General features: G+C 74.5%; 1 protein-coding gene. It reads left to right on the forward strand.

What is annotated here, in order from left to right:
• The first annotated feature begins 104 nt into the window (after positions 1-104).
• A complete protein-coding gene (locus AC067M_RS30715; RefSeq protein ID WP_478700292.1) occupies positions 105-13,886 on the forward strand; it encodes an SDR family NAD(P)-dependent oxidoreductase in 13,782 nt (4,593 codons plus the stop codon).
• The last annotated feature ends 9 nt before the right edge of the window (positions 13,887-13,895 follow it).

The raw sequence follows: 13,895 nt of genomic DNA on the forward strand, positions 1-13,895 counted from the left end.
GCATCCGCCGTACCCGCGTACGCGACGCATGCCTCCAACTCGCCGCGCCCGCCGTACCCGTCGTACGCATTCCGCCCGAACCCGTCGTGAGGACGCCTGCCCAGATGTCTGCCAACGAGTCCCCGAAGCTGTCCACCGAGCCGTCCGTGACGACCGCCGAGGGCGTGCGGAGCTGGCTGGCGGCGGCCGTCGCCGAGGCGGCCGGGCTCGACCCGCTGACCGTCGACCCGCACCGCCCGATCGCCGAATTCGGCCTCGGCTCACGGCAGTTGGTCACACTCGCCGCCGAGCTCTCGACCCGCACCGGCCGACTCCTCGAACCGTCCCTCGTCTTCAACCACCCCACCATCGCGGCGATCGCCGAGGCCGTCTTCGACGAGGGCCCCGCGGTGCCAGTGGCCGTGACACCGGCCGGTGCGGAGGGGACGCCCGTGCGGGCCGACGACGACATCGCCATCATCTCCATGGCCTGCCGCTTCCCCGGCGGCGCCGACGACCCCGAGGCGCTGTGGCGGCTGCTGGCCGCCGGTGAGGACGCCATCTCCGAGGTACCGCCCGGCCGTTGGGACACCCAGGGGCTCTACGACCCCGACCCGGAGGCCACCGGCACGGCGTACACCCTGCGCGGCGGATTCCTCTCCGGCATCGACCGCTTCGACGCGTCCTTCTTCGGCATCTCCCCGCGCGAGGCCGCGGCCATGGACCCGCAGCAGCGGCTGCTGCTCCAGACGTCCTGGGAGACGCTGGAGCGCGCCGGAATCGTCCCGGACACGCTGAACGGCAGCTCCACGGGTGTCTACATCGGCCTGTACGACAGCGGGTACCTCGCCTCCGCCCCGCTCGGCCAACTCGACGGGCACGTCGGCACCGGGTCGGCCGCCAGCGTGGCCTCCGGGCGCATCGCCTACACCCTCGGACTCCAGGGCCCGGCGATCACCGTCGACACCGCCTGCTCCTCCTCCCTGGTCGCCCTGCACCTCGCGGCCCGCGCGCTGGCCGCCGGGGAGTGCGACCTCGCGCTGGCCGGAGGGGCGACCCTGCTGGTCACGCCCCGCGGGCACGTCGAGTTCAGCAGGCTGCGCGGGCTGTCGCCGTCCGGGCAGTGCAGCCCCTTCTCCGCTCAGGCCGACGGTGTGGTGTGGGCCGAGGGCTGCGGCCTGGTGCTGCTCAAACGGCTGGCGGACGCCCGCCGGGACGGCGACCGGGTTCTCGCGGTCGTCAAGGGCTCGGCGATCAACCAGGACGGCCGCAGCCAGGGCCTGAGCGCACCCAACGGGCTCGCGCAGGAGCGGGTGCTGCGGGCCGCCCTCGACGCGGCCGGGCTCGGCCCCGACGACATCGACTACGTCGAGGCCCACGGCACCGGCACCCGGCTCGGCGATCCCATCGAGGGGAACGCCCTGGCCGCCGTCTTCGGACCCGGCCGACCCGCCGACCGGCCGCTCGGCGTCGGCTCCCTGAAGTCCAACATCGGCCACACCCAGGCCGCCGCGGGCATCGGCGGCGTCATCAAGACGGTGCTCGCCCTCGGCCACGAGCGCATACCGGCCTCCCTGCACGCCGAGACCCCCACCGAGCACATCCAGTGGGCGGACAGCGGCCTGCGGGTGAGCGCCGACGCCCTGAAGTGGCCGCGGGCCGCCGAGCGGGTGCGGCGGGCCGGGGTGAGCGCCTTCGGCATCAGTGGGACCAACGCGCACGTCGTATTGGAGGAGGCACCGGGGGAGGAGCGCGAAGGGGACGTCGTCACCGGCCTGCCCCGCCCGGCCCTCTTCCCCCTCTCCGGCCGCACCCCCGCGTCGCTCCAGGAGCAGGCCACCCGACTCCACGAGCACCTGGTGCGCCACCCCGAGGCATCACTGCCCGCCGTCGCCGCGACGCTCGCCCACCGCCGTACGCACTTCGAGCACCGGGCCGTCGTCCAGGCAGCCGACCGCGGCGACCTGCTCACCGCTCTCAGGGAACTCGCGGACGGGCAGCCCGACCCCGAGATCGCCGTCGGTGCGGCGCAGGCCGCCGGAACGGGCAAGGTGGCGTTCGTCTTCCCCGGTCAGGGGGCCCAGTGGACCGGCATGGCCAGGGACCTCCTCGACCGCGACCCGGTGTTCGCCGACGAACTGGACCGCTGTGACGGCGCCCTGCGCCCGTTCACGGGCTGGTCCGTGGCAGCCGTGCTGCGCGGTGACGCCGGCGCTCCCTCCCTGGAGCGCGTCGACGTCGTGCAGCCGGTCCTGTTCGCCGTGATGGTGTCGCTGGCCGCCGTGTGGCGGGCCCGGGGCGTCCGCCCCGATGCCGTGATCGGGCACAGCCAGGGCGAGGTCGCCGCGGCCTGCGTCGCCGGTGCCCTCAGCCTCGCCGACGCGGCGGCGGTGGTCGCCCTGCGCAGCCAGGCCCTGACCGGCCTCGCCGGCAGCGGCACCATGGCCGTCGTGGCCCTGCCGCACACCGACGTCGAGGCCCGCCTCGCCTCTCTCGACGGCCGCGTCTCGGTCGCCGCCGTCAACAGCGGCCGCTCGACCGTGATCGCCGGCGACGTGGAACCCCTGGAGACGCTGCTCGCCGACCTCGACCGCGAGCAGGTCTTCGTCCGCCGCCTCGACGTCGACTACGCCTCCCACAGCGCCCAGGTCGAGCCCGTCCGTGCGACGATCCTCGACGAACTCGACGGCGTCACCGCGTATCCGACCTCCGTCACCTGGTACTCCACCGTCACCGGCGAGCCGGTCACCGAGGAGCTCGAGGCCGACTACTGGTACACCAACCTGCGCGAGCCCGTCCGCTTCGCGCCCACCGTGGAGCGCATGGCGGCCGACGGCTACCGCTGCTTCGTGGAACTCAGCCCCCACCCGTCCCTCGTCACCTCCGTGAAGGCCGTCGACGAGGACCTCGTTGCCGTCGGCTCCCTCCGCCGCGACGAGGACGGCCCCGCCTGCCTGGACCGTGCCGCCGCCGAACTCCACGTCCACGGCAGGCCGATCGACTGGCGCCGCCTGGTCGCCGACACGGAACCCGCGGACCTGCCGACCTACGCCTGGGACCCGCAGCGCCACTGGATCGAGCCCGAGTCCGCCACCGGAGCAGCCGTTGGCCTCTTCGACCGCGCCGCGCACCCTCTCCTCGGTATCCAGCTCCAGTCGGCCGACGAGACCCGCTGGACCTTCCGCAACGAGTGGTCGACGGCCACCGCCGACTGGCTGCCCGACCACGCCGTCTTCGGCCGGACCGTCGTCTCGGGCACGACCCTGCTGGAGATCTGCCGCGCCGCCCTCGCCGCGACCCGCCCGGACGAACCTGCCGACCTCGCCGGACTGCTCCTCCTGACCCCCCTCACGCTGCCCGCCTCCGGCACCGTCGAGGTGTCCGTCGAGGTCGTCACCGACGGCCCGGCCGCCGAGATCACCGTGCACAGCCGCCCGCGTGCCCAGGAGGCCACCGGCTGGACCCTGCACGCCACCGCCTCGGCGGCCGAGCCCGGCGAGGACACGCCACCTCGGCCCCCGGAGTGGCCGGACACGGCCCGGCCGGCCTGGAGCCCGCAGACGTACGAGCGGCTGACCGACCTCGGCCTCGGCTACGGCCCGGCCTTCCAGGGCGTACGGGAGGCCGTGCGCACCGGCGACGGAGAGCTGCTGGCCCGCCTCGCGCTGCCGACCGTGGCCCGTGACACGGCCGACCCGTACCCCGTCCACCCCGCGCTGCTCGACGCCGCGCTGCACGTCACAGCCGCGTTCGACGCCTGCGACGACCGGGTGTTGCTGCCGGTCGCCGTCGGGCGCTGCGTCCTGCCGCCCGGCGGCGCGACGGACCTCACGGTGTCCGTACGGCGCACCGGCGGCACCGCCACCGACGTCACGCTGGACGTGACCCTGTGGGACGCCGACGGCCTGCCCGCCGGGCACCTGGAGGACGTACGGCTGCGCGCGGTGAGCCCGGCCGACCTGAGCGCCGGGTCGGAGAACGCCCGGCACCTGTACGAGGTGGCGTGGACGGCCGTCACCGAAGAGAGCGTGGGGGAGGAGCCCGCGGGGGAGCCGGACGCCACCTGGACCGTCGTCGGCGACCGCACGGACCCGCTGGTCGCTTCGGCCGTATGCGGGCTGGGCGACGAGGGTTCCGACGTGGTCGTACGGTTCTGGCCGCCCTCCGCGACGGACGCGGCCGCGGCACACGATCGGGCCGCCACCGCGCTCGCCGAGCTGCAGGCGCTGATCGCCCTCCCGCCGGACGAGGCACCGGGGCGGACCGTCTGGGTGACCCGGGGCGCGGTCGCGGCCGGCACCGGCGACACCGTGCCGGGGCTCGCCCAGTCGGTGCTGTGGGGCCTGGCCCGGAGCGCCCGCGCGGAACACCCGGACCTCGGGCTGACCCTGCTCGACCTCGACGACTCCGGCGAACCCACGGAAGCCCTCCGAGCGGCCGTGGCACACGTCGACGAGCCCGAACTCGCTCTCCGCGCAGGCGCGTTGCTCGCTCCGCGGCTGGTCCGCGCCCGCTCCTCGCAGGTCACGCCCAGCCGGGTGCCCACCGACGGCACCGTGCTCATCACCGGCGGACTCGGCGCCGTCGGCCGCCATCTCGCCCGACTCCTCGCCGAACGGGGCGTACCCCGCCTGCTGTTGACGTCACGTCAGGGCGCGGACGACTCTCGCGCCTGCGAGGTCGTCGCCGAACTGGCCGCGCTGGGCGCCGAGGCCGAGGTGGCCGCCTGCGACGCGGCGGACGCCGACGCCCTCGCCGAGGTGATCGCGGGCGTCGGCGAGGAGCTGCCGCTGCGTGGTGTCGTGCATTGCGCCGGCGTCCTGGATGACGGGGTCGTCGCCGAGCTGACGCCCGAACGCCTCGCGCGGGTGATGCGCCCCAAGGTCGACGGCGCCGCCCATCTGCACCGGCTCACCGCAGAGCTGCCGCTCGACCTCTTCCTGCTGGTCTCCTCGGCCGCGGGTGTCGTCGGCAACGCCGGACAGGGCAACTACGCTGCGGCCAACGTCTTCCTCGACCAACTCGCCCACCACCGCCAGGCGCTGAACCTGCCGGGCGTCTCCGTCTCCTTCGGCGTGTGGGCGGGTGAGGGCCTGGCCGCCGAGCACGCCGACCTGGAGCGCATGGCCCGCCTCGGCCACCGCGCCCTCACCCCCGACCAGGGCCGCGACCTCACCGAACTCGCCCTGCGCCGGGGCGCGGCCCACCAGGTCGCCTGGGCACTGGACCTGGCGCGGCTGCGGGACAGCACAACGGGAGCCCTGTGGCGCTCCCTGCTGCCCGCGCCCCGCCGCAGCGGGCAACAGGCCACCCTCGCCGACCGGCTGGCCAGGCTGCCCGAGGCCGAACGCGCCGAACGCGTCCTCGCCCTGGTCCGCGAGGAGGCCTCCCGCGCTCTCGGCCTGCGCTCGGCCAAGTCCGTCCGCGCCGACCAGCCCCTGCGCGAACTCGGCATGGACTCGGTGACGGCCGTCGAACTGCGCAACCGCATCGGCACCCGGATCGGCGCCAAGCTCCCCGCCACCCTCCTCTTCGACCACCCCACGCCGGCCCGACTCGCCGAGTACCTGCTGAGCAGCGCGCTCGCCACGGACGCCCGCACGACACGCCGTACGCAGACGCGCCCCGCCGCCACGGCCACGCCGGTGGCCGACGAGCCGATCGCCGTCGTGGCCATGGCGTGCCGTCTGCCGGGTGGGGTGAACGACCCCGAGGACCTGTGGCACCTGGTCGCCGCGGGCCAGGACGCGGTCGGCCCCTTCCCGGCGCGCCGCTGGGACGTGGCGGCGCTCTACGACCCCGACCCGGAGGCCCCGGGCAAGTCGTACGCCCGCGAGGGCGGATTCCTGGACGACATCGAGTCCTTCGACGCGGGCTTCTTCGGCATCACCCCGAAGGAGGCCGCTGCCATGGACCCGCAGCAGCGGCTGCTCCTGGAGACCGCGTGGGAGGCGCTGGAACGCGCCGGGATCGTGCCCGCCCGGCTCGCGGGCAGCACCACCGGCGTGTACGTCGGCATGTTCGGCAGCGACTACCTGGCGGGCTCCCGGCTCGACCAGCTCGACGGTTACGTCGGCACCGGCTCGGCGCTGAGCGTGGCCTCGGGCCGGCTGGCGTACGCGCTCGGCCTGCACGGCCCGGCGATGACGGTCGACACCGCGTGCTCGTCGTCCCTGGTGGCGACGCATCTCGCGGCGCAGGCGCTGCGCTCCGGAGAGTGCGACCTCGCCCTCGCCGGTGGCGTGACGCTGATGGTCACCCCGCAGACCTTCGTCGAGTTCAGCCGCCTGCGCGGCCTGTCCGTCACCGGCCGCTGCCGCTCCTTCTCCGACGACGCCGACGGCGCCATCTGGGCGGAGGGCGCGGGCATGCTCGTACTGAAGAGGCTGAGCGACGCTCGGCGCGACGGCGACGAGGTGCTGGCCGTGCTGCGTGGCACGGCCGTCAACCAGGACGGCCGCAGCCAGGGCCTCTCCGCGCCGAACGGCCCGGCCCAGGAGCAGGTGGTCCGGCGTGCGCTGGAGGTCGCCGGGCTCGCCCCCGCAGACATCGACTACGTCGAGGCCCACGGCACCGGCACCACGCTCGGTGACCCCATCGAGGCCAACGCCCTCTCGGAGGTCTTCGGCGCCTCCCGCCCCGAGGGCCGGCCGCTGTACCTGGGCTCGCTGAAGTCCAACATCGGTCACACCCAGGCCGCTTCGGGTGTCGCCGGGCTCATCAAGGTGATCCAGTCCCTGCGCCACCAGACCCTTCCGCGCACCCTGCACGCGGACACCCCCAGCCGACATGTCGACTGGGAGGAGAGCGGGCTGCACCTGCTCCAGGCGGACCTGACATGGCCGGAGACGGACACCCGTGTCCGCCGGGCGGGGGTGAGCGCCTTCGGGATCAGCGGGACCAACGCGCACGTGATCGTCGAGGAGGCGCCGCAGCGCGCGGCCGAGCGTGGGAGCGAGGCAGGGCCCGGGCCCGTGACAGAGCCGCAGACCGAAGCCACTCCGGGCCGGAGCACCGAGGCCGACGCGGGGCGGCGGAGCACCGAAGTCTCCCCGCCCGCGCGTGCCGAATCCGCCCCGGCCAAGCGGCTGTTCGTGCTCTCCGCCCGCGGCGAGACCGCCCTGCGGGGGCAAGCGGCCCGGCTCGCCCGTCATGTGGGTTCCGACACGTCGCTGCCGGATGTCGCCCACACCCTGGCCGTGCACCGCAGTCACTTCGAGCGGCGGGCGGCGATCGTGGCGGGCGACCGTGACGAACTGCTCACCCACCTCGACGGGTTGGCCGCAGGACGTACGCCGTCGGCAGCACCCCGTGAGGACCAGACCGGCAAGGTGGCCTTCGTGTTCGCCGGGCACGGTGGTCAATGGGCCGGTATGGGCCTGGACTTGATGCGCGGCTCGGAGGCGTTCCGCGAGGAGCTGACCCGGATCGACGAGGCCCTGCACCGGCACGCCGGTTGGTCCGTCCTCAACACGCTGCGCGCACCTGAGGAGTTCTCGCCGCTCAACCGGACCGAATACCTGCAACCCACGCTGTTCGCGATCAACGCGGCGCTCGCCGCCGCCTGGCAGGCCCTCGGCGTCACGCCGGACGCCGTGGTGGGGCACAGCCTCGGTGAGATCGCCGCGGCGTACCGCGCGGGCGCGCTCACCCTGGACGACGCCGTCGCCGTGGTCACCGCGCGTGCCGAGTCGGTCGTCCCGCTGGTCGGACACGGCGGCATGCTGGCCGTCGGCCTGCCGTCCGCCGAGGTCGCGCAACTGCTGGAGGCCTACGAGGACCGGCTGTTCGTCGGCGCCGTCAACAGCGCCACCTCCACGGCCGTCTCCGGCGACGCCGAGGCCCTGGCCGAACTCCAGCGCGCGTTGAAGGAGCGGGGCGTCACCGTACGACGCCTGTCGACACCGTTCGCCTCGCACACGCCCCTGATGGAACCCCTCCGCGCCGAACTCCTGGACCGCTTCTCCGGCGTCCACGGCGCCCGCACACCCACCCCGCTGTACTCCTCCGTCCTGGCCGAACCCGTCCCCGGCGACCACCTGGACGCCGCCTACTGGTTCGACAACCTCCGCCGGCCCGTGCGTTTCGCGGACACCGTCCGCCGGATGCTGGACGACGGCTACCGCTATTTCGTCGAGCTCAGCCCGCACCCGTCGCTCACCTCCTCCATCGAGGCGGTGGCCGCCGAGGCCGGAATCGACGCCGTCGGCGTCGGCTCCCTGCGCCGGGGCCAGGACGCCCACGACGTGCTCCTGGGCCGGGTGGGGGAGCTGTACACCGCCGGGCACACCCCCGACTGGTCGGCACTGTTCCCGACCGGGCGCCGGACCACCCTGCCCACCTACGCCTTCGCCCGCGAGCGCCACTGGCTCGCACCGGCCCCCCACACCGGCGCCTCGGGCGGTTCACCTCTCCTCGGCACGCACGTCGAGGCCAGCGACGAGCCCGACCGGCACGTCTTCCAGGCCGAACTCGACCTGCGCGACAGCCGTTTCACCTACTTGACCGACCATCAGGTGACCGGCGAGGTCTGGCTGCCCGGCGCCGCCTTCCTGGACATGGCCCTCGGCGCCGCCGCCACGCTCCAGGACGGCGGCCCGGTCGAGCTCGCCGACGTCAGGTTCGTCCAGCCGCTCCGGCTCGACCCGGACCGGCCCGTACGGCTGCAACTGGTGCTACGGCCAGCCGAGGACGGCGTACGCGACTTCACCGTCGCCTCGTCGCCGGTCGGCGGCCGCTGGGAGAGGCACGTCACCGGACGGATCACCGCAGGCGAGGTCGCGAGGGACGTCCGGCTCCCCGAGACGCGCGAGCAGTGCACGGAACCGGTCGACCTGCCCGCCGTCTACGCCGGACTCGCCGCCCTCGGCATCGAGTACGGCCCCGCCTTCCGGGGCCTGGAGTCGGGCCACCGCTCCGCCACCGAGGCGCTCGCCCGGCTGGCCGCCAAACCCGCAGCCGGACATCTGCTGCACCCCGCCTCCCTCGACGCCGCCTTCCACACGGCCGCCCTGCCCGGCGACGCGCCCGAAGGCCGCGCCTTCGTACCCGCAGGCTTCGGGCGACTGACGTTCACCGGCAGGCGCACCACACCCGTCTGGGTGAGCTGCGCGCTGAAGTCCGTGGACGGCGACACCGCCACCCTCGACCTGCACCTGTGGGACGAGGACGAGCAACTCGTCCTGGAAGCACGGGACTTCCAGCTTGCCGCGCTCTCCCCGCTGGACGGCGCCCTCTTCGAGACGCGCTGGCAGCCGCGCCCGGCCGCACAGGAACCGCCCGCCATGGGCAGCTGGCTGATCCTCGGGGACGAGTCGGGCGTGGCCACCGAACTCGCCGAGCGGCTCGGCGCTTCCGTACCCCATGTGATCGCCCGCAGGGGCGACAAGTTCGCCGAGGAGGAGCCCGGCCGGTACGTCCTCGACCCGACCGATCCGGCGCAGTTGGCGCGGCTCCTCGACGAGGCCTTCGCGGGCGGCACGCCCGAGCGGGTGGTCCAGCTGACCGCGCTCGACGCCCCGGCCGTCGCCGACGACCGTACGGCCGAGGAGGCGGCACGGCTGTGCTGCCTGAGCACCCTGCACCTGGTGCGCACCCTCGCCGACCGGCCGCAGGGCCGCGCGCCCCGCCTCTTCGTGGTCGTCCGCGGCAGCCAGGCCGCCGGGGACAGCACCCAGGTCGCCCACCCGCAGCAGGCGCTCGCCTGGGGCTTCGGACTCACGGTGGCGCAGGAGTACCCGGAGCTGGGGACCACACTGATCGACCTGCCGGCCGAGGGCGGCACCGACGCCCTGTGGACCCAGCTGTGGCACGCCGACGACGAACGGCTCGTCGCGCTGCGGGAGTCGGGGCGCCTGGTGCCCCGCCTCGCCCGCACCCGCGCGGACGACGACGAGGGCCACGCCGGGATCACCGCCGACGGCGTCTACCTGATCACCGGTGGTCTGGGCGGCCTCGGCCGGACCGTCGCCGAACGCCTGGTCCGACGCGGCGCGCGCACGCTGGCCCTGATGAGCCGCGGCACCCCCGGTCCGGACGCCATCCGCTGGATCCAGGCGCTCGAAACCCGGGGCGTCACCGTCCACCTGCCCCGCGCCGATGTCGCCGACCGCGCCGGTCTCACCGCCGCCCTGGACGCCGTACGACGGGACGGGGGAGCGATCGCCGGGATCGTCCACGCGGCCGGTGTCCTGGACGACGCCACGGTGGCGAACCTGACGGACGACCGCATCCTGCGCGTCCTCGCGCCCAAGGTCCTCGGCACCGCCCTGCTCACCGAACTGGTGCCGGAGGCCGACGACCTGGTGCTGTTCGCCTCGGCGGCCGGTCTGCTCGGCTCGGCCGGACAGAGCCCGTACTCCGCGGCCAACGCCTTCCTCGACGCGTGGGCCCACCACCTCTCCCGTACCGGACGACGGGCGCTCAGCCTCGACTGGGGCGCCTGGGCCGGCGTCGGCATGATCGTCGAGTCGGACGTCCGCACCGCCGAGACCGGCCGCACCGGCCTGGTCGCCTTCTCCCCGCAGGAGGGCGGAGAGTTGTTCGAGCGGGTGCTGAGCACCGCACGGCGGCAGCTCGCGCCCCTCGCCCTCGACTGGGAGATGCTCGCGCTCGCCCCGGACGCGGCCCGCACACGCCCGATCCTCGGCGACCTGATCACCGTGCCCACCGGCACCGCGGACTCCGACGGCCTGGTGAAGAAGGTGTTCGCCGCGACCACGGAGCAGGACCGCACCGCCTGGCTGGAGGCGTACGTCCGGGCCCGCGTCGGCGAGGTCTCGGGAGGCGTCGTGGACGTCTCCGCGACCACCGCCCTCAAGGAACTGGGCCTGGACTCCCTGATGCTGGTGCGGCTGCGCAACGCCTTCGCCCGCGAACTGGGCGTCGAACTGCCCACCGCCGAGGTCTTCTCCGCCGCCGACATCCGCGGCCTCGCCCGCGCACTCGGCGAGGCCCTGCCCGAGCGGCGGACCACGGCACCCGATCGGGCCGCCGAGCCGGCCCAGGAGGTGCCGGAGAGCGAGCTGCGGCCCGCGACCCGGGACGTCGTACGGCTGCTGCGCAGCGCCCAGCCGGGCATGCCGCACGCCGCCCACGGCGTCGGCCTCGCGCTCCGGCTCACCGCGCCGGTCACCCGCGACACCCTCACGGACATCGTCAACCGCCTCACCGCCCGGCACGCCGCCCTGCGCACGGCGATCGTCCCCGACCCCGAGGGCGGTTGGCGGCTGCGCGTGGACCGGTCACTGCCCAAGCCGCCGCTGCGCTGGACGGACGTGGTCGACGAGACCGCAGTGGACGCCGCCGACCGGCTCCGGGATCTGCTGGAGCCCCCGTTCGACCTGGCGACGGCGCCGCTGTGGCGGTTCGAGCTGCTGGACGGTGGCGCCCACGGCCAGATCCTGGTCTTCGGCGCGCACCACGCGGTGAGCGACCTCCAGTCGCTGCTGCTGGTGGCCGGTGAGATCGACACCGAGCTGTCCGGCAGCGCCCTCCCCGCCGACGTCACCAACCGGGACGTCCACCTCCTGATCGAGGCCCAGCAGGCGGGCGAGGGCGGCGACGCGGCCGAGTGGCGCGAGAACTTCCACGGCAGCGAACGCCTCGACCTGACGCTGGCGGGGCCGCGCCCCGAGCGGCGCTCGTATCGGGCGGGCAGCGTCACCGTGCCCCTCCCCGACGGGCTCATGGACCGGGTGTCGGCCGCCGCCAGCCGACTCGCCATCACCCCCGCCGCCCTCTGCCTCGGCACACTCACCGTTCTCCTCGCCAGGAAGCGGGAACGCGAACGGTTCGTGCTCGCCGTCCCCGTCGACACCCGCATCCACGCCGACGCCTACGACGCGGTCGGCTTCTACGGCGTCCCGGTGCCGTTCCCGGCCGAGGCCCGGGCGGGCGAGCCGGTCGAGGACGTGCTGCGCCGCACCGACGGGCGCCTCCAGCGGATCCTCACCAAGGGCGCCATGTTCTCGGACGTCCTCGCCACGCTGGCCCGGCAGGGCCTGCACCGCGAGAACGCGCCGCTCGTCGAGGTGTACTTCAACTTCGTTCGATACGCGGGGAGTTTGACCCACGTCGAGGTGCTGCCCGGCGGTACGGGCTACACCGACCTCGACCTGATGATCACCATGACCCCGGACGCCGGCCGACTGCGCCTCGACCACAACCTCGACATCCTCGACGAGGCGGTCACGGCGGGGCTGGGGGAGGAGTTCGTACGGTTGCTGGGGGAAGTGGTGGAGGACGCTTCCGCGCCGGTGCGTACGGCGACGCAGGATGCCTCGGCACTCGTGCGTGCGACGACGGAGGCACCGCCGGCGCCCCGCTCCCTGGCCCTCGCCGCCACGTTCGCGCTCGGCAACCTGCCCCTGATGTGCGAGGCGGCCGTCAACGACGGCGCGGCGGACGGGACTCTGACCGTCGCCGAAGCCCCGTACCACCAGGTACTCGCCAGCCTGCGCGACCCCTCGGGCGTCTTCACCGACCCGGGCACAGCGGTCGGCGTGGTACTGCTGCGGGCGGTCGACCTGGAACGCTTCGGCCCGGTGGACGACGCGCTCCTCGCCGAACTGCGCACCGAGTACCCGGCGGCACTGCGCGCCCTGGCCGAACGCACCCGCAGGCCGCTGGTCGTCGGGATCCTGCCCTCCGCCCACCGCGACGACCGCCTCACCCGCTGGGAGCGCGACATCGCCGCCGAGCTGGCCGAACGGCCCGGCATCGCGGTGCTCGGCCCCGACGCCTGGACCCGGCTGCACCCCGTCGAGGAACCCTTCGACGAACGCACCGAACGGCTCGCCCACCTGCCGTTCACCCCGCACTTCCAGGCGGCCGTCGCCCTGCACCTCGCCGAGGTCGTACGGGCGGTGCGGCGACCCGCGCCGAAGGTGATCGCCGTCGACGGCGACGAGACCCTGTGGGGCGGCGTGGCCGGGGAGGCAGGCCCCGAGGCGGTCGACCTGACCGGACCGCGGGCCCTGCTCGCGCGCAGGCTGCTGCAGTGGCGGGAGGCGGGCGCACTGCTGGCACTGGTCAGCAACAACGACGAGGAGACCGTCCGGGCCGTACTGGACCGGCCGGACAGCCTGCTCAAGGCCGAGCACTTCAGCGTCCTGTCCGCCGAGTGGGGCCCGAAGCCGGGCCGCCTGGCGGAGGCGGCACGCACGCTCAACCTCGGACTCGACAGCTTCCTGTTCCTGGACGACAACCCGGCCGAGATCGGCAAGATGCGGTCCGCGCTGCCCGAGGTGCTGTCGGTGACATGCCCGCCCGCAGCCGAACTGGAGGAATTCCTGGGCCGGTTGTGGCCGCTCGTCCCGGCCGCGGCGACCGCGGAGGACGCGTTGCGCGCCCGGTTCTACGAGCAGGAGCGGGAACGGGACGCCGTACGCGAAGAAGCCGGGTTCGAGGACTTCCTGGCCCAGCTGGAGCTCGAGGTCGACATCCGGGAACTGTCCGAGGACGACGTCCAGCGGGCCGACCAACTCGTCCGCCGCACCAACCAGTTCACCCTCCGCGCCCGCTCCGCCGACGGCGGGGACCTCGCCCGCTGGCGGGAGCACGGCGAGGTGTGGACGGCATCGGCCCGGGACCGGTTCGGCGACTACGGCCAGATCGGGCTGCTCGCCGTACGGCAGGACGGGGACCGGCTCGACGTCCTCGCCTGGCTGATGAGTTGCCGGGCGCTCGGCCGCGGAGTCGAGGAACGACTGCTCGGATGGCTGGCCGACCGCGCCGACGAACTGGACTGCACGAAGGTCCGGTTTACCGCGGAGCGCACCCCGCGCAACACCCCGGCCCGCCGTCTCGTGGCGGCGCTCGGCGGCGGGGACCAGGACGACGAGCGGCTGGAGTCCGTGGCCACGCCGGAGCATCTGCGGACGTTCCGGTCGTGGGAGCGGCGATGAGCGCGTCCC

The sequence above is a fragment of the Streptomyces sp. NPDC043427 genome (assembly GCF_056436655.1).

What these genes read in the sequence shown, in the direction of transcription:
- AC067M_RS30715 (WP_478700292.1), top strand. Translation starts at nt 105, where the DNA reads ATGTCTGCCAACGAGTCCCCGAAGCTGTCCACCGAGCCGTCCGTGACG.